Source organism: Streptomyces scopuliridis, from assembly GCF_042790125.1.
GTDB lineage: Bacteria > Actinomycetota > Actinomycetes > Streptomycetales > Streptomycetaceae > Streptomyces > Streptomyces scopuliridis_A.
Map to the genome: position 1 here is coordinate 21,731 of NZ_JBHTZS010000003.1, position 16,534 is coordinate 38,264.

General features: G+C 71.6%; 14 protein-coding genes. 11 read left to right on the top strand and 3 right to left on the bottom strand.

Features of this window, described 5'->3' with window-relative positions; genetic code table 11:
* Window positions 1-6: 6 nt before the first annotated feature.
* Genes ACFRKB_RS04745 through ACFRKB_RS04790 form a run of 10 tightly spaced genes read left to right on the top strand, consistent with a single transcriptional unit; the run spans window position 7 to window position 9,409 of the window.
* Window positions 7-1,215 (top strand): beta-ketoacyl-[acyl-carrier-protein] synthase family protein, encoded by a 1,209-nt coding sequence (locus ACFRKB_RS04745; protein ID WP_383103310.1) that lies wholly within the window; start codon window positions 7-9, stop codon window positions 1,213-1,215.
* The gene (locus ACFRKB_RS04750) at window positions 1,212-2,405 is read left to right on the top strand and encodes a beta-ketoacyl synthase N-terminal-like domain-containing protein (protein ID WP_383103312.1); all 1,194 of its coding nucleotides are present in this window, start codon (window positions 1,212-1,214) and stop codon (window positions 2,403-2,405) included. The genes ACFRKB_RS04745 and ACFRKB_RS04750 overlap by 4 nt, the downstream gene beginning before the upstream one ends.
* Window positions 2,380-3,519, top strand: a complete 1,140-nt coding sequence (locus ACFRKB_RS04755) for a beta-ketoacyl synthase N-terminal-like domain-containing protein (RefSeq protein WP_383103313.1) — start codon at window positions 2,380-2,382, stop codon at window positions 3,517-3,519. Before ACFRKB_RS04750 ends, ACFRKB_RS04755 begins: the two co-directional genes overlap by 26 nt.
* On the top strand, window positions 3,516-4,493 hold the full coding sequence (locus ACFRKB_RS04760; RefSeq protein WP_383103315.1) for a beta-ketoacyl synthase N-terminal-like domain-containing protein: 978 nt from the start codon (window positions 3,516-3,518) through the stop codon (window positions 4,491-4,493). The genes ACFRKB_RS04755 and ACFRKB_RS04760 overlap by 4 nt, the downstream gene beginning before the upstream one ends.
* Before the next feature lies 1 nt (window position 4,494).
* Window positions 4,495-5,337 (top strand): alpha/beta fold hydrolase, encoded by an 843-nt coding sequence (locus ACFRKB_RS04765; RefSeq protein ID WP_383103317.1) that lies wholly within the window; start codon window positions 4,495-4,497, stop codon window positions 5,335-5,337.
* Window positions 5,334-6,287 carry a thioesterase family protein gene (locus tag ACFRKB_RS04770; RefSeq protein WP_383103319.1) on the top strand — a complete coding sequence of 318 codons (954 nt, stop codon included), beginning with the start codon at window positions 5,334-5,336 and terminating at the stop codon, window positions 6,285-6,287. The genes ACFRKB_RS04765 and ACFRKB_RS04770 overlap by 4 nt, the downstream gene beginning before the upstream one ends.
* Window positions 6,284-7,027, top strand: a complete 744-nt coding sequence (locus ACFRKB_RS04775; RefSeq protein ID WP_383103321.1) for a 2-hydroxychromene-2-carboxylate isomerase — start codon at window positions 6,284-6,286, stop codon at window positions 7,025-7,027. The genes ACFRKB_RS04770 and ACFRKB_RS04775 overlap by 4 nt, the downstream gene beginning before the upstream one ends.
* Before the next feature lie 12 nt (window positions 7,028-7,039).
* Entirely contained in the window at window positions 7,040-7,552 is a 513-nt protein-coding gene (locus ACFRKB_RS04780) for a cobalamin B12-binding domain-containing protein (protein ID WP_383103323.1), read from the top strand.
* Complete coding sequence (locus tag ACFRKB_RS04785; RefSeq protein ID WP_383103324.1) at window positions 7,549-8,889, top strand: methylaspartate mutase; 1,341 nt, start codon at window positions 7,549-7,551, stop codon at window positions 8,887-8,889. Before ACFRKB_RS04780 ends, ACFRKB_RS04785 begins: the two co-directional genes overlap by 4 nt.
* Window positions 8,843-9,409, top strand: coding sequence for a hypothetical protein (locus ACFRKB_RS04790; RefSeq protein WP_383103326.1), 567 nt, complete (start codon window positions 8,843-8,845; stop codon window positions 9,407-9,409). Before ACFRKB_RS04785 ends, ACFRKB_RS04790 begins: the two co-directional genes overlap by 47 nt.
* A 91-nt stretch (window positions 9,410-9,500) precedes the next feature.
* On the opposite strand, the gene ACFRKB_RS04795 is transcribed toward ACFRKB_RS04790, so the two are convergent.
* Window positions 9,501-10,526 carry an alpha/beta hydrolase gene (locus tag ACFRKB_RS04795; protein WP_383103328.1) on the bottom strand — a complete coding sequence of 342 codons (1,026 nt, stop codon included), beginning with the start codon at window positions 10,524-10,526 and terminating at the stop codon, window positions 9,501-9,503.
* 264 nt (window positions 10,527-10,790) lie between these two features.
* Between ACFRKB_RS04795 and ACFRKB_RS04800 the strand changes: the two genes are divergently transcribed.
* Entirely contained in the window at window positions 10,791-13,145 is a 2,355-nt protein-coding gene (locus tag ACFRKB_RS04800; protein ID WP_383103329.1) for an ROK family protein, read from the top strand.
* Between the two features lie 155 nt (window positions 13,146-13,300).
* Here the strand turns inward: ACFRKB_RS04800 and frc are convergent, their stop codons facing one another.
* Both frc and oxc read right to left on the bottom strand, forming a co-directional pair.
* Window positions 13,301-14,557 carry a formyl-CoA transferase gene (frc, locus tag ACFRKB_RS04805; RefSeq protein WP_383103331.1) on the bottom strand — a complete coding sequence of 419 codons (1,257 nt, stop codon included), beginning with the start codon at window positions 14,555-14,557 and terminating at the stop codon, window positions 13,301-13,303.
* 72 nt (window positions 14,558-14,629) lie between these two features.
* Window positions 14,630-16,381, bottom strand: a complete 1,752-nt coding sequence (gene oxc, locus ACFRKB_RS04810) for an oxalyl-CoA decarboxylase (protein WP_365971776.1) — start codon at window positions 16,379-16,381, stop codon at window positions 14,630-14,632.
* Window positions 16,382-16,534 lie beyond the last annotated feature (153 nt).

Below are 16,534 nucleotides of genomic sequence, written 5' to 3' on the forward strand. Positions count from 1 at the left end.
ACCACCATGAACCGACGAGTCGTCATCACGGGTCTCGGACCTGTCTCCAGCATCGGCACCGGAGTCCAGGCGTTCGGCCGGGCACTGCGCGAGGGCCGCAGCGGCATCTCCCCGATCGCCAGCTTCGACTCCAGCGGCTTCCCGCACTACATGGCCGGTGAGGTCACCGACTTCGACCCGAAGACCATGCTGCGCACCGTCTCGCCCGCAGACTGGGGCCGCACCAGCCTGTTCGCCGCCTCGGCCGCCCGGCTCGCCGTCGAGGACTCCGGCATCGACCAGGAGCTGCTGTCCGAGGCCGCCGCGGGCTCCAGCATCGGCACCACCAGCGGTGAGTCGCAGGTCATCGAGCAGCTGACCGCCGAGTGGGTCCACGAGGGCCTGTCCGGCATCACCCCCGCGTACGCGGCGCAGGTGCCCGCGTCCCGGCTGGCCAACGCCGTCAACCAGGAGCTGGGCCTCACCGGGGAGGCCGTGACACTGTCCACCGCCTGCTCCGCGTCCAACTACGCGCTGGGCTACGCCTACGACCAGATCCTCACCGGGGACGCCGACTACATGATCGCCGGTGGCGCGGACTCGGTGTGCCGCTGGGCCCACGCCGGGTTCTACCGGCTCGGCGCGCTCACCGAGAAGGTCTGCTCCCCGTTCGACAAGGACCGCTCGGGCATCCTGACCGGCGAAGGCGGGGCCGCGCTGTTCCTGGAGACCCTGGAGTCGGCCACCGTGCGCGGCGCGCACATCTACGCCGAGGTGCTCGGTTACGGACTCAACTGCGACGCCAACCACATGGTCGCCCCCGACCCCGTCAGCATCGCCGAGTGCATGCGCCGGGCCCACCGCAACGCGGGCATCACACCCGCCGACGTGGACTACATCTGCGCCCACGGCACCGGAACCCCCGCCAACGACACGATGGAGGCCAAGGCCGTCGTCGAGGTCTTCGGCGAGCGCCCGCCGCCGATCAGCTCCATCAAGTCCATGCTCGGCCACACCATGGGCGCGGCCAGCGGCTTCGGAGCCATCGCGGCCGCGCTCGCCCTGGACGAGGGCTTCCTGCCCCCGACCACCAACTACCGGACCCCCGACCCGGGGATGCCCGGAATCGACCCCGTGCCGAACGAGAGCCGTCCCGCGCGCCCCAAGGTCGTGCAGAACAACGGATTCGCCTTCGGCGGCAACAACGCCATCACGATCCTCGGACAGGTCGCATGAACGCCACCGCTACCGCCCCCGGCGTCCCCCAGGACGCCCCGCGCCCCCACGACACCCTTCGCGACGGGACCCTGGCCATCACCGGCTGGGGCGTCGTCTCCTCCCTGGCCATCGGCGCGGACGCGTTCACCACCGCCGTGGGCGCGGGCCGCAGCGGCCTGCGCGATGTCACCGGGATGTTCGACGAGGAACTGCCCGAGGACGAGGCGTTCGCCATGCCCGACTTCCGGGTCCGCGACCATCTCGGCCGCAAGGGAACCAGCTTCTTCGACCGCAGCACCTCCCTGGCCCTGCTGGGCTGCACCCTGGCGCTCGACGACACCGACCTGGTCGTGACCGACGACAACCGCGACCGTGTGGGCATCGTCCTGGGAACCACCGCGGGCAGTGTGAAGGCCACCAGCGACTACAGCCGCGAAACACTCGTCAACGACCGGCCCTACCTCGTCAACCCGGTGCTGTTCCCCAACACCGTGATGAACTGCGCCGCCGGCCAGTCGGCGATCTGGCACAAGCTCAAGGGCGTCAACGCCACGGTCGCGGGCGGACAGCTCGCCGGGCTGAGCGCACTGCGCTACGCCCGTAACCAGATCCGGCGCGGCTACGCGGACGCCCTGCTCGTCGGCTCCTTCGAGGAGTTCAGCCCGCACACCGCCTGGTTCGCCCACCGCCAGCACAGCGCGTGGGAGGGCCGCGCCCGGGTCGGAGAGGGCTCCGCCGTCTTCATGGTCGAGGACGCGGCGACGGTGCGCGAGGCCGGCCGGCTGCCCGACGCCGAGGTGCTCGCCGTCGAGGCCGGCACCTACGGCCCGCCGGGACGTACCCCCGACGCGGGAGCGGGGCTCGCCCACTGCGTTCTGCGCGCCCTGAAGCGGGCCGGGGTGGAGCCCTCGGAGGTACGCGCGGTCGCCTCCGGCGAGTGCGGGATCTCGCCCCTGGACGACCTCGAACGCCGGGGCGTCGAGAGCGCGTTGGGCACCGAGGTGTGGCACGTACGCGCCAAGGAGTGGGTCGGCGAATGCCAGAGCGCCGCCGGTTCACTGCAACTCGCCGCGCTGCTGGCCGGTCACCGGGGCCACCCGGAACTCGACGGGGCGGTGTCCGTCGTCACGTCCGTGTCGGCCGACGGCTCCGTCGGCGCGGCCGTGCTGAGGGGGTGGCACCGTGGACGTCGCGCTGACCGGAGCTGACCTCGTCACCTGCCTCGGTGACGCCGATGCCACCTTCGCCGCGCTGCGCGAGGGCGTCGACGGCAGTGAGCCGCTGCGGTTCTACGACACCGCCCGCATGGGCGTCACCCGCGGCTACCACGTGAACGACGACGAGGACAATGACAACGACGAGCCGCCGCTGCGCGCCGGGCGCTGGCTCGCCCGGTGCGTGGCCGGTGCCGTACGGCAGGCCGGGATCGACCCGGCGCGCGAGAGGGTGTCCGTCATCGTCGGCACCGGCCTGCGCGAGCTGCGGGCCGTGGAACGCTGGTCCCTGGACGGTGTCCCCGTCCGCCGCCGCGATCTGCACTTCGACACGGCGGTACGCGCGGTGCTGCCGGACGTCACCGAAGTGATCACGGTGTCCAACGCGTGCTCCGCCTCCGGGCACGCGCTCGCGCTGGCACAGGACATGCTCGCGGCGGGCGAGGCCGACGCGGTCGTGGCCGCGGGCTGCGACGCGATGAGCGAGAGCATGCTCACGATGATCGGCCGCGTCGCCGACGCCCCGACCGCCGTGCTCCAGCCCTTCCAGGAGGGCCGCGCGGGCGTCCTGCTGGGCGAGGGCGCGGTGGCGGTGGTGCTCCAGCCCCGCTCGGCCGGGGGAATCCGCCCGCTCGCCACCGTGCTGGGGACGGGCCTGTCCTGCGACGCCCACCACGAGACGGCACCCGACGCCCGCGGCATCGTCGCCGCCATGCGGGACGCCCACAGCCGCGCCGGGGTGAGCCCGCGCGACATCGGCCTCGTACTCGCCCACGGCACCGGCACCGCCCTCAACGACCCGACCGAAGCCGCGGCCCTGCGCGAGGTCTTCGACGGAACCGCTCCGGGGCCACTGATCACCGGCGTCAAGGGCGCCATCGGACACACCTCGGGGAGCGCCGCGCTGATGAGCCTGCTCATCGCGGTGGAGTCGATGCGCACCGGCTCGGTGCCCGCCACGGTGGGGCTGACCGAGCCGATCCAGGAGGCGGCCGGGCTGCGCCTCGTCGTCGGGGAGCCCGCCGGCTGCGACGCCCGCGTCGCGCAGGTCAATGCCTTCGGATTCGGCGGAGTCAACGCCGTGAGCATCATCAGGGTGGACCGATGAACAACACCGCGCACACCGCGCACCCCACCGGAGACGCGACCGGCGTGACCGTCACCGCGTACGCCCTCCACGTCCCCGGCGCCGACGGGGCGACGGAGGGTGCCGCGAGCGCCCTGTTCACGTCCGTGGCACCGGAACCGGCGTGCGGTCCGGACGAGGCGCACACCGTACTCGGCCGCAAGGGGCTCCTGTACAAGGAGGACTCGACGCGGCTCGCGCTGTGCGCCGTGCACCGGGCGTTCGGGCTTCCGCCCGGCAAGCCGCGGGAACCGCTGCCCGGGGCGGCGGACACCGCCGTCGTCGTCAGCTCCAACTTCGGCAACGTACGGACCGTCCGCGACATCGTGGCCGAGATGCGCGCCGGCAGCGGGCATGACGTCAGCCCCCTCAACGGCCCCAACGCGTCCAGCAATGTGATCGCCAGTACCCTCGCCATCCGCTACGGCTTCACCGGGCCGAACCTGATGGTGTGCGGCGGCGCCACGTCCGGCCTCGACGCGGTCCGGCTCGGCGCCCTGCTGCTGCGCGCGGGCCGCGCCCAGCGGGTCGTCGTGGTCGGGGTCGAACCCGACGACGACGTGGCCACGGGGCTCGCCGCGCTGCGGCCGGGAGGGGCCGGACTGCGCTCCGCCGCGGCCTGCGTGGTGCTGGAGCCCGACGGCGAAGGGCCGCGCCTCGGGAGCGTACGCCACCATGCCCGGCCCGACGCCCCCGCCGAGCCCGGGGCACCGGCCGCGCTCCGGCTGGCCGCGCCGGGCACGGCGGGCATCTCCGGCGGGGTCGACCTCAGCGACCATGTGGGCGAGACGTACGGCGCGCTGGGTGTACTCCAACTCGCCGTCGCGGCGGCCTGGTTGGCGTCGTCCGGCGAGCGGTCCGGCGGCGCGCTCATCACCTGTGGCGACGACGAGGACGGCTACGCCTCCGTACGTCTCGACCCGGCCGGCGACCGAGTGCCCGCGGGAGCCTCCTGAGATGGCGAAGCCGAAGGAGGCGTCCGGGCCGGAGTTCTGGACGCCCGTGACCGAAGTACGGGCAGCGCGCGAGCGGTTGGCGGTGTCCCGGGCGCCCGGCGCGGCGGGACCCGTCGTCGCGCTGGTCCACGGCCTGGAGGGCAGCGGGGAGAGCTGGCGGCCCCTCGTCGAGGCGTTCACGGGCTGCCGGGCGTACGCGCTCGACCTGCCCTGGCGCGCGGGCAACCCGTACCGCTGGCGGCAGCACGGCACACCGGCCGACTGGCTGCGGCGGGCCCTGGACCTCGTCCCGGAACCCGTCGACGTCCTGCTCGGCCACTCCTTCGGCGCCAACGCCGTACTCGAACACCTGGCGACGTCCGACGGCACCCATGTGCCGTCCGCCGCCGTGCTCCTGGCCCCGTTCTACCGCCCGGAGAGCCTGACCGTGGACTGGCCGCTGCACGACGCGGCGCTCGCCGGATTCCGCCATGTCATCGCCGACGGTGTACGCGTGGGACTGGGGGAGCGCGCCGGGACCATGGACCCCGACGTCCTCTCCGCGATGGTGGCCACCGCCCTCGAACGGATCGGACCCGTCGGTTTCCTCAGCCTGTTCCTCCAGTTCGTGGGGACCACCGAACTCGCCCTGGCCGAGGTGACCGTTCCCACGCTCGTCCTGGCGGGAGAGCACGACGAGTCCCTGGCCGGAGACCGGGCGACGGCCCTGGCCACCGCCATGCCCGCGGCGACGGTCCGCCGGCGCGCCCACTACGGCCACTTCTGCCACGCCGAGCAAACCAGCGACGTGGCGGCGGAGATCGCCGCCTTCCTTATGAACACCGCGGAAAGGAACACCCCATGACAGTCCTGCTCGACGGCAGCCTCACCACGCCGGTGGGCAGCCCCCGCTACGAGGGCGCCAACATCCGTACGTGGATCGGCTTCAAGCACTTCATGTACCTGACGGAGGAGGCGATCCTCCAGTACTTCCGCGAGCGTGGGGCGGGGGCGGAGACGCTGTATCACACCTACGGTCTGGGCCTGGAGATCGTGGATCACTCGGTGAGCCTCCCGGCCACACTCGGTGTGGACGACAAGGTGACCGCGGTCGTCGAGCCCGGCAAGCCCAAGCCCGGTCACGGCGCGCCGTTCAAGGTGAAGCTCACCGTCGAACGGGGCGGCGAGACCGTCACCGTGCTCACCGGCAAGATCCGGGTCGCCCTGGTCGTGCTGAAGGACGCGCCGAGTGGCGTACAGCCCGTCCCGGCGTTCCTGGAGCCGTACACCGTCCCCGAGGTGGCCGCGCTCGCGGACGCCGTCGGCGCCCCCTCCCCGGCCGTCGCGGAGAGCGACGTCCCCGGACTGCTCGTGCCCGCCGGCTCCAACGCGTTCCTGTGGTCCTGGCGGATCCCGTACTTCTACTGCCACTTCTCCGACCGTCTCCAGCACTCCGGTTACGTCCGGGCGATGGAGGAGGTCGTCGACCGGTTCCTGGAGGACCGCGGCATCTCCATCCGCACCATGCTCGTCGAGCGGGGCTGGATCCCGGTCGTGTCGCGGGCGCGGGTGCGCATGCTGGCCGACGCGCTCATGGAGGAGACACTGCACACCGTCTTCACCGTCGAGGAGATCATCAAGGAGGTGATGTACACCGCGACGTTCGACACCTACGTCCACCGCGACGGGCGGCTCGTGCACACCGCCACCGGCAGCATCATGCACGGCTACGCGGTCAGCCGCGGCGAGAACGCGGGCTCGCTCGCCGAGTTCGACGACACCACCCGTGCCGCGCTGCTCGGAGGCGGGCGATGAACGCGACGCGGCCGAAGAAGAAGCTGAAGCGGCCGCCCCGGCTGTACTTCAACCTGCGCAGCCCGTTCAGCTGGATGGGCCTGCGCCAGCTCGAAGCGCGCTTCCCGGAGGCGCCGGACGTCATCGAGTACTACCCGTACTGGGACCCGGACGAGAAGACCGTGGCCGCGCTCGAAGAGCGGGACTCCGGCTTCCACTACACCCAGATGTCCAAGGCCAAGCACCTCTACATTCTCCAGGACACCAAGCGGCTCTCCGCGCGCTTCGGTTACACCATGGCCTGGCCGATCGATGTCGACCCCTGGTGGGAGCGTCCGCACCTGGCCTGGCTCAAGGCGCGTCACCTGGGCCGTGAGCGAGAGTTCTACACGGCGGTGACGGCGGCCCGCTGGGAGCGCGGCGAGAACATCTGCGACGCGGAGGTACTGCGCCGCGTCGCCGAGTCGGCCGGCTTCGACGGTGACGAGATGCTCGCCGCGGCCGACGACCCGGCGCTGCGCGCCGAAGGCGTGGACGCCCTCGCGGCCGCGTACGACGACGATGTGTTCGGCATCCCGTACTTCAAGGTCGGACGGCACCGCTTCTGGGGCCTCGATCGCGTCGACGCCTTCCTCGACGAGCTGATCCCGGCCCTGGAGCAGGCAGCCGAATCCGCCCCCGCCACGCCGCAGGAGGTGCCCGCCGACCTGCTCAACCGGGTCGGCGCGTATGACTCCGACTCGGCGGGCGGCTGCGGCTGAACGGAAGATCCCGTGCTACCGACAGCCGCCGGTCCGGCTCTCGCCGGCCCCCGCAGAAGAGTGCTCCTCAGCAGTGTGTCCTCCGATTCGCACACATGGAACCTGGTCTTCCTCCAGTTGCTGCTGGAGGAGATGGGCCATGACGTCACCAACCTCGGCGCGTGCGTGCCCGACGAGATGCTGGTTCAGGAGTGCGCCGCGCTCCGTCCCGACCTGGTGGTGATCAGCACGGTCAACGGCCATGGACACGCGGACGGGAAGCGGCTGATCGGCAAGGTGCGGGCCCGGCCGGAGACACGGCACACCCCGGTGGTGATCGGCGGAAAGCTGGGCATCACCGGGGGCACCCAGGCGACGGCGTCACACGAACTCGTGATGGCCGGGTTCGACGCGGTCTTCCAGGACGACGCGGATCCGGCCGCGCTGGGCCGCTTCATGGACACCCTGGAGTCCGCGCCGAACGCGCTGGAGTCCGGCCCGGACGTTCTGGAGTCCGGTCCGGATGTTCTGGAGCCCGCGTCATGAGCGGCGCCCGGGGCTCCTTCGTGGGCCTGTCGAAGGTGCGCCGGTCAGCGGGTCTCCTGGTCCAGCCCCGCATGGGCTTCAGCGGCCCCGAGCAGATGCGGCGGGGTCTCGCCGCCACCCGGCGGGCGCGCGCGGCCACCGTGGGCACCCTCACCCTCGACAGCTATACGAGGGTGAAGGACTACGCGTCGGTCGAGCGCGCCCTCGCCGAGGACACCGGGCTCAACGGCTATCCGATCGTCACCCACGGCGTGGAGACCACCCGGGCCGTGCTGGACGGCATCCGCGGCCCCGGCTTCCCCGTCCAGATCCGGCACGGCTCCGCCCTGCCCGACGACATCTTCACCACCCTCGTGGCGGCCGGTCTGGACGCCACCGAGGGCGGCCCCGTCTCGTACTGCCTGCCCTACAGCCGCGTCCCGCTCGCCGTCGCCACCGATGCCTGGGCCCGCTGCTGCGAGCAGTTCGCGCGGCTGCGGGACGACCGGGGCATCGAACCGCACCTGGAGAGTTTCGGCGGCTGCATGATGGGCCAGCTGTGCCCGCCCGGCCTGCTGATCGCCCTCACCCTGCTCGAAGGGCTCTTCTTCCACCAGCACGGGCTGCGCAGCGTCTCCCTCAGCTTCGCCCAGGGGACCCATCCACGGCAGGACGAGGAGGCCATCGCCGTCCTCCGCTCCCTGGCCGCGGAGTTCCTTCCCCCCGACACGGACTGGCACATCGTCCTCTACACGTACATGGGCAAGTACCCGCGTACCCCCGAGGGCGCGCGGCACCTGCTGCGCGGAGCGGCCGAACTCGCCGTACGCGGCGGCGCGGCGCGGCTGATCGTCAAGACCCCCGTCGAGTCGCGGCGCATCCCCACCATCGAGGAGAACGTCGAGGCGCTGGAGTTCGCGGGCGCGGCGGCGGCAGCCGTGGAGGGCGTGCCGGCACCCCCGGTCCAGGACACCGGCATCGGCGCCGAGGCCCGGCTCCTCGTCGAAGCGGTCCTCGATCTCGACGCGGACGTGGGCAAGGCGCTGGTCGCCGCCTTCGCCAAGGGCTACCTCGATGTGCCCTACTGCCTGCACGCCGACAACCGGGGCCGCTCGCGCGGCTACATCGACGGGGCGGGGCGGCTGCGCTGGGCCTCCGTCGGCGCGATGCCCATCCGCGGTGTGACCGGTTCCCGCGAGCGCGAGCAACCGGTGGGCAGCGCGGAGCTGCTGACGGCCCTCTCCTATGTGGAACGCACACACGACCGCCTGGCACTGCACGGCGGCGATCCGAGAACACCGGGAGCACACCATGAACTGGACGCTGGAGACACTGCTTCCGGCCTTCGACAAACGTGAACACCACAGCCGGCTGATCCACGCCCCTCAGGAGCGCGTCTGGGACATCCTCATGGACCTGCGCGCGGGCGACCTCCCCGTCACCCTCGGCCTGATGCGGGTACGGGGCGGCCCCTCGGCATGGGTGAAGGGCATCGACATCGGGGCACACGAAGGGATGGATCTGCGGGTCCTGGACTCCATGGCTCCCCGTGAGATGGCCGCCGATCCGCCCCACGAGGTGATCCTCGGCGATATCGCGCGCTACACCGCCCTGCGCCCCACGCGTCCGGAGATCGAGCGCGGTGACCCGGAGGCGTTCGCCGGCTTCGCCGAGCCGGGCTGGTCCAAGGTCGTGATGAACTTCCGCCTCACACCCGAAGGCGACGGCACCCGGCTCTCCACCGAGACCCGCGTACTGGCCACCGACGCCGCCGCCCGCCGCGCGTTCGCCCTCTACTGGGGCGTCATGCGCGCGGGCAGCGGCCTCATCCGGCACGACATGCTGCGGGCGATCGAGAAGAAGGCGCGGACGCCGTAGCCATCGGTCGCGCGACGACACTCATAGCGCGTCACTCACCCCGTACCGCTCACCTCGTGTCGTTCACCTCGTACCGCTCAGGTCGCGCCGCTCAGGTCGCGCCGATGGCCGCCGTGAGCATCGGGAGCGCCTGGGTGAGGGCGCGTTCCCAGTAGGGCCAGCTGTGGGTGCCCGGACCGTAGCGGTCGGCCGTGACGTTCAGCCCGTGGGAGCGCGCGCGGTCTATGTAGTCCCCGGCCATCAGATCGAGGGTCGCCTCCAGGCTGTCGGGCGTACGGTCCGGGGGATCGAACGGGCCGGGCAGGCCGTTGCCGCTGCTGACGTATACGGGAAAGCCGCGCGGCAGCCGGGAGATGAGCTCGTAGGCGTTGTGTTCCCGCCAGAGACCGGCCTGAGCGGTGGGATCGCCCCACAGATCGAGCGGGTTGAGGCCCTGCCCCTTGACGATGTTCTGGATGCCGGTCGTAAAGCGCGTGGTGTTGATGAGTCCGCTGAAGGACGCGGCCGCGCGGAACAGCGTCGGATACCGTCCCGCGTAATACAGCGCGCCGTGACCGCCCATGGACAGCCCCGCCACGGCGCGCCGGTCACTCGCCCGCACCCGCTGCTCCAGGATCCGGTGGACCTCGCTGACGTGGAAGGTCTCCCAGGCGGGCGCCCCGTACCGGCCCTGGTTCCACCAGTCGCTGTAGAACCCCGCGGGGCCGCCCTCCGGGATCACGACCAGGGCGGGTGTCCGTGCCGTGATTTCGTCGGCCTTGCCCCAGCCGGTCGAGCCGGGGCTGCCGCAGCAGCCGTGCAGCAGATACAGCACCGGCCAGCGGCGGCCGGGCTCGTCGTCCCAGCCGGACGGCAGCAGAACGGTGGCGTTGCCGGTGCGGCCGAGCGCGGGGGACTCGATCCGGAGGTTCAGGGTGCGCTCACTGATCCGCTCGGCCGCCAGCAGACGCGGCCGACGGCGGGAGGAAGGCGGTGCGGCGGACGACGCGGACGCGGATGCCACGGAGCCCGACGCGACGGCGCCCGCGCCGGCGAGGGCCAGCGCGGCGGCGGCACGCCGCCGGGTGAGCGCGGGCGAGGGCGGCACATCGCCTGTGGGGGAAGGTGGTTCGGACATGATGTCAGCTCCTCAGTCGGACCTTCCGGACCATGACAATCCATTGGTTTGTCTTACGTCAATGCTTCGTGCGCGTAAAAACCGTCGCGTCGGAGTGCGGTGAACGTTGTTACAGCGCAGCTCAGTCAGCAGGAAGCGGTTTCTTTCCGGCCCTCTGGCTGCGGCTTCTCGCCGCCCGCGGTGCCGTGGAACCCCCTTCGAGTCCGCCAGAATTGGCAACTTAGTACTTTTACAGTTGAGGGGGCGGGTGTTTGGATGACCGGCATGCGTGACACGGACGAGGGGAGCGAGCGGGTGCTCAGTGACCGGGACCGCGAGGCTCTGCGCGCCTGGGCCCGTGGCGCTCCGGAGCGGTCCCTCCGCGCGCGGATCGTGCTGGACGCCGAGGCGGGACTCAGCGTCTCCGGCAGCGCGCGTGCCCTGGGCATCTCCCGGCCCACGGTGACCACATGGCGCAAACGGTACGCCGCCGAGGGGCTGGCCGGTCTGGAGCACCGGCCGCGCAGCGGGCGGCCCCCACAGGTCGACGAGGCCGATGTCGTCGCCGCGACGCTCGCGGGCCTGCCCGCCCCGGCCCGTATCTGGTCGGCCCGCGCACTCGCGGACCGTATCGGCGTCTCGCACACCACACTGGCCGGGGTGTGGCGCCGGTGGCAGTTCGGTCCCGGTGAGGGCAGTCTGCCGACCGTACCCACCGAGCCGGCCCTGTCCTGCGCGCGTGCCGAACTGCTCGGGGTGTGGGCGAGTGCCGACCGGGCCGTACTGGTCATCGGGGACGCCCTCGCGCCCGAAGGGCCCCCGGGCCGGACCGCCGACGCCGACGAACGGCGCTCGCGCCACGCCGCACTCGCCGCGCAGCTCGACCGGGTACGTGACAGCGAACCGCCCCCGGCGCGTCCCTCCGCGACCGGTGCGCCCGCCAACGCCGCGTCCGCCAACGTCGCGTCCGCCAACGCCGCATGCACCAACGCCACATCCACCAATGCGGCATCCGTCAGCGCCTCGTCCGTCAACGCCTCGTCCGCGACGGGCGTTTCCGCGCCCCGCGATCACGGTCCCGGCGCCCTGATCGCCGCCACCGCCGCGCGGCACCCCGGCCGTACGCTGCGCATCATCACCTGGGACGACGAAGCGGCGGACGACGCGCCCCTGGACGGCCACCCGGACCGCGACGCTCTCCGCGAGGCCGGCCGGCACCGGGCGGACTCCACCATGAGCTGGTCCGCCACCGCCTGTACGGTCGCCCTCGCCGAACTCGTCCGGTTCCCCGGCCGGTTCAGGCCCGTCCTGCACGCGCTGACCGAGGCCGCCCGAGCGTACGCGGACGCGCCCGGCGACGGTGCCTTCAGCTGGCAGCGGTCGGAGCCCCACGCGCGGCGGACCCCGCCCCGCCCGGCACCCCGCGCCTTCAACCAGCTCGCGCTCGGCTCGTACAACGAGAAGCTGGTGATCGAGAGCATCCGTGAGGCAGGGGCGCTCAGCCGGGTCGAGATCGCCGAGCAGACCGGGCTCACCCCGCAGGCGGTGTCCCGTATCACCCGCAATCTGCTGACCGCCGGGCTGCTCGCCGAGGACGGCCGGCAGTCCGCGGGCGCCGGCAAACCGAGGGTGCCGCTCCGGCTGCGGCCCGACGCCGCGTCCGCCATCGGGATCCATCTCGACCCCGAGATGATCAGCGTGGTCGCCGTCGACCTGTGCGGCGGCATCCTCGACCGGCGGCAGACGCGTCTGTTCGAACGGCGCGATCCGGGCTGGTGCCTGGAGCACATGACGCGGCTGGCCCTGGAGTCCGCCGCGGTGGCCCGTCAGGCGTCGGAGGCCCTGCTCGGGGTGGGTGTCGCCGTGCCGGGCCCGGTCGACGCGCGCGCCGGGATCGTCCTCGACCCGCCGCTGTTCGACGGCTGGGAGCAGGTGGAGCTCAAGGCGGAGCTGGTCGAGCGGCTGGACACGGCGGTGATCGTGGAGAAGGACGCCACCGCCGCGGCGATCGGCGAACGCTGGCTGGGCGCGGCCGACCGCGCCGGGGACTTCGTCTATCTCTACCTCGGCGCCGGGGCGGGCAGTGGCGCGTTCCTCAACGGCGACGTGTACCGCGGTACGACGGGCAACGCGGGCGAGATGGGTGAACTCTGCGCCATCAGAGCCGGGTTGCTCACCGAGGAGGGCGGCCCCCGCATGGTCGCGGAGTGCGCCCCGGTCTCGGCGGTCGTCGAACAGGCCAGGGCGGCGGGCCTGATGGTGCCGCGGGGGGACGGCGCCTACGACTGGGTCTGCGAAGCGGCGGCGCGCGGCGACGACCGGGCCGTCACGGTGCTGGAGAACGTCGCCGGGACGGTCGCCCTGGGAGCGGTCGGCATCATCGACCTCCTCGACGTGGAGTTGCTGGTCGTCGGCGGACCGGCGGTCCTGCCGTCCGTCGCCGACCTCTATCTGGGCCGGATCTCCGCCGCGGTCAACCGCTTCCCGGTCGCGCGGCGGGTCCGCGACGTGCGTGTCGCCCAGTCACGCCCGAACCAGGCCGCGGCGGTCGGCGCCGCGTCCAGTGTCTTCCACTCGGCCTTCACCCCGCGCCTGAGCCCGCGCGGCCGTTCGGCGCGCGGAGCGTCAACTCACGGCTGAGCCGAAGCCATTGACGTAGGGCGATCCAGTGGATTTACCAGGGCGGCTGGCCCCAACCCACAGCGGCTGAACAGGCCGGACGGGGGCACGCACCGCTCATACGGGTGCCCCGCGCGCGGATCGCACACGGGGCACCCGGCACCTGGGGCCGCGGGTCAGACGACGACCTGGCTCTCGTGCAGCTTGCGGATGTCGTCCGCGTCGTAGCCGAGGTCCGCCAGAACCTCGTCCGTGTGCTCGCCGAGCAGCGGCGCGCCCTTGATGTCGGGCTTGAAGCCGGAGAACTTGACCGGGCTGCCCACGGTCAGGTACGTGCCGCGCTCCTTCTGCTCGACCTCGACGATCGTGCCGCTCTTGCGCATGTCGGGGTCCTCGGCGAGCTCCTTCATGCTGAGCACGGGGGCGCAGGGCACCTCCCACTTGCGCAGGATGTCGACCGCCTCGTACTTGGTCTTGTCGGCCAGCCACTTCTCGATCTCGCCGAAGATCTCCATGATGCGCGGCTGGCGGGCCCTGGCGGTCGTGTAGTCCGGGTCATCGACCCACTCGGGGTGGCCGATGGCCTCGGCGGTGCGCTTCCAGTTCTGCTCCTGGACCGTGAAGTAGATATAGGCGTTGGGGTCGGTCTCCCAGCCCTTGCACTTCAGGATCCAGCCCGGCTGACCGCCGCCGCCGGCGTTGCCGCCGCGGGGCACCGCGTCGCCGAACTCGCCGTGCGGGTACTGGGGGTACTCCTCCAGGTAGCCGACCTTCGCCAGGCGCTGCTGGTCACGGAGCTTGACCCGGGTCAGGTTGAGCACGGCGTCCTGCATGGACACCGACACCTTCTGGCCCAGACCGGTCGCGTTGCGCTGGATGATCGCCGTCAGCAGGCCGATCATCAGATGCATACCGGTGTTGCTGTCGCCGAGGGCCGAGCCGCTGATGGTCGGCGGGCCGTCCCAGAAACCCGTGGTGGACGCGGCACCACCGGCCGCCTGCGCGACATTCTCGTAGACCTTGAGGTCGTTCCACGACGAGTCGTCGTTGAAGCCCTTGACCGAGCCGAAGATCAGGCGCGGGTTCAGGGCGTGGATGTGGTCCCAGCCGAGACCCATCCGGTCCATGGCACCCGGCGCGAAGTTCTCGACCAGGATGTCCGATTCGCGGATCAGCTTCTCCATGACCTCCTTGCCCTCGGGGGTCTTGGTGTTGATGGCCAGCGAACGCTTGTTGCTGTTCAGCATGGTGAAGTACAGGGCATCGAGGTCGGGGATGTCCCGCAGCTGGCCGCGGGTGACGTCGCCGCCCTGCGGGCGCTCGACCTTGATGACGTCGGCGCCGAACCAGGCGAGCATCTGTGTACACGCGGGACCGGCCTGGACCCCGGTAAAGTCGATCACCTTGATTCCGGCGAGCGGCTTATCACTCATGGTGGCTTCCTTCTGGTGAATGATCTCGGTACGGAGGGTGTGCTGTGCGGAGGAGTGCGGTGAGCCGGTCGCTCACTTCTTCGCCGGCGTGATGTTGCCGACGGTGATGCCCTTCGGGTTGAGATGCGCGATGTGGCCGCTCTCGGTGCCGGCCGAAGGGTCGATGGCGCAGTCGATGAGCGCCGGGCCGCCCGAGGCCAGCGCGTCGGTGAGGGCCGCGGTGACCTCGGCGGGCGTGGTCGCGCGGTAGCCCTTGCCGCCGAACGCCTCGATCATCTTGTCGTGGCGCGCCTGGAGCATCAGCGTCGTCGGGGACGGGTCGGTCTCCAGCGGGTTGACGTCGTCGCCGCGGTAGACGCCGCCGTTGTTCATGATGACGGTGACAACGGGCAGCTTGTAGCGGCAGATCGTCTCCAGCTCCATGCCGCTGAACCCGAAGGCGCTGTCGCCCTCCACGGCCACCACCGGCTCACCGCTCTCGACGGCGGCGGCGATCGCGTAGCCCATGCCGATGCCCATGACGCCCCACGTACCGCTGTCGAGACGGTGGCGCGGTACGTGCATGTCGATCACATTGCGCGCGATGTCCAGCGCGTTGGCGCCCTCGTTGACGAGGTAGATCTCCGGGCGCTCGTGGATGACGTCACGTACGGCCTTCAGCGCGCCCATGAACTGCATCGGGTGCGGGTCGGCCTTGAGGCGCTCCGCCATCTTGGCGACGTTCTGCGCCGAGCGCGCTCCCAGTTCCTCGCGCCAGGCGGCGGGGGCCGCGATCTGGCCGGGCTTGGTCCGCTCGGCGAGCGCGTCGAGCACCGACTCGATGTCCCCGACCAGCGGGGCGGCGATGGGCTGGTTGCTGTCCATCTCCCGGGGCTCGATGTCCACCTGGATGAACTTCGCGTCGGGGTTCCACTGCGGCGCCTCGCCGTGGTTGAGCAGCCAGTTGAGGCGCGCGCCGACGAGCATCACGACGTCGGCCTTCTTCAGCGCCATCGACCGGGCGGTGGCGGCGGACTGCGGGTGGTCGTCCGGCAGCAGGCCCTTCGCCATCGACATCGGTACGTACGGAATGCCCGTGGACTCGATGAAGTTCCGGATCTTCGCGTCGGCCTGCGCGTACGCGGCGCCCTTGCCCAGCACCACCAGCGGCCGTCGCGCACCCGCCAGGATCTCGACCGCGCGGTCCACGGCCTCGGGCGCGGGCAGTTGGCGCGGCGCGGGGTCGACCAGCCGGCTCAGCGTCTTCGCGCCCTCCTCCGCGTCCATGATGGAGCCGAGCACCGCGGCCGGGATATCGAGATAGACACCGCCGGGACGGCCGGAGATGGCGGTACGCAGCGCGCGGGCGATACCGCGGCCGATGTCCTCCACCCGGCTCACGCGGTACGCGGCCTTGACGAACGGCTGCGCGGCGGCGAGTTGGTCCATCTCCTCGTAGTCGCCCTGTTTCAGGTCGACGAGGTGGCGCTCGCTGGAGCCGGAGATCTGCACCATCGGGAAACAGTTCGTGGTGGCGTTCGCGAGCGCGACCAGCCCGTTGAGGAAGCCCGGCGCGGACACGGTCAGCGCCACGCCCGGCCGCTTGGTGAGGTACCCGGCCGCCGCCGCCGCGTGTCCGGCGTTGCTCTCGTGACGGAAGCCGATGTAGCGGATGCCCTGCGCCTGCGCGAGGCGGGCCAGGTCGGTGATCGGGATGCCGACCACACCGTAGATGGTGTCGACGTCGTTCAGCTTGAGCGCGTCGACGACCAGGTGATACCCGTCGGTGAGCTCGGCCTGAGTGTCGGCGGTCGCCGCGTTCTCCAGTGCGGAAGGGGCGGTCATGGTCCGAGATCCTCCTTGGGCGGTCATGCCTGATCGGCTTCTCGTCCCACCTTCCGCAGCCCGCTTCCGCACGTCCAAGACCTATCGGCGACCAGCCGATAAACAGCATTTATCGATCAACGGTCCCCGCACGTCAGAGGCGTGCGTCAGCCC

Excerpts from the sequence above, each read along its gene's own strand:
- ACFRKB_RS04745 (WP_383103310.1), top strand. The coding sequence starts at position 7 with ATGAACCGACGAGTCGTCATCACGGGTCTCGGACCTGTCTCCAGCATC.
- ACFRKB_RS04750 (WP_383103312.1), top strand. The coding sequence starts at position 1,212 with ATGAACGCCACCGCTACCGCCCCCGGCGTCCCCCAGGACGCCCCGCGC.
- ACFRKB_RS04760 (WP_383103315.1), top strand. The coding sequence starts at position 3,516 with ATGAACAACACCGCGCACACCGCGCACCCCACCGGAGACGCGACCGGC.
- ACFRKB_RS04765 (WP_383103317.1), top strand. The coding sequence starts at position 4,495 with ATGGCGAAGCCGAAGGAGGCGTCCGGGCCGGAGTTCTGGACGCCCGTG.
- ACFRKB_RS04770 (WP_383103319.1), top strand. The coding sequence starts at position 5,334 with ATGACAGTCCTGCTCGACGGCAGCCTCACCACGCCGGTGGGCAGCCCC.
- ACFRKB_RS04775 (WP_383103321.1), top strand. The coding sequence starts at position 6,284 with ATGAACGCGACGCGGCCGAAGAAGAAGCTGAAGCGGCCGCCCCGGCTG.
- ACFRKB_RS04785 (WP_383103324.1), top strand. The coding sequence starts at position 7,549 with ATGAGCGGCGCCCGGGGCTCCTTCGTGGGCCTGTCGAAGGTGCGCCGG.
- ACFRKB_RS04790 (WP_383103326.1), top strand. The coding sequence starts at position 8,843 with ATGAACTGGACGCTGGAGACACTGCTTCCGGCCTTCGACAAACGTGAA.
- ACFRKB_RS04795 (WP_383103328.1), bottom strand. The coding sequence starts at position 10,526 with ATGTCCGAACCACCTTCCCCCACAGGCGATGTGCCGCCCTCGCCCGCG.
- ACFRKB_RS04800 (WP_383103329.1), top strand. The coding sequence starts at position 10,791 with ATGCGTGACACGGACGAGGGGAGCGAGCGGGTGCTCAGTGACCGGGAC.
- frc (WP_383103331.1), bottom strand. The coding sequence starts at position 14,557 with ATGAGTGATAAGCCGCTCGCCGGAATCAAGGTGATCGACTTTACCGGG.
- oxc (WP_365971776.1), bottom strand. The coding sequence starts at position 16,381 with ATGACCGCCCCTTCCGCACTGGAGAACGCGGCGACCGCCGACACTCAG.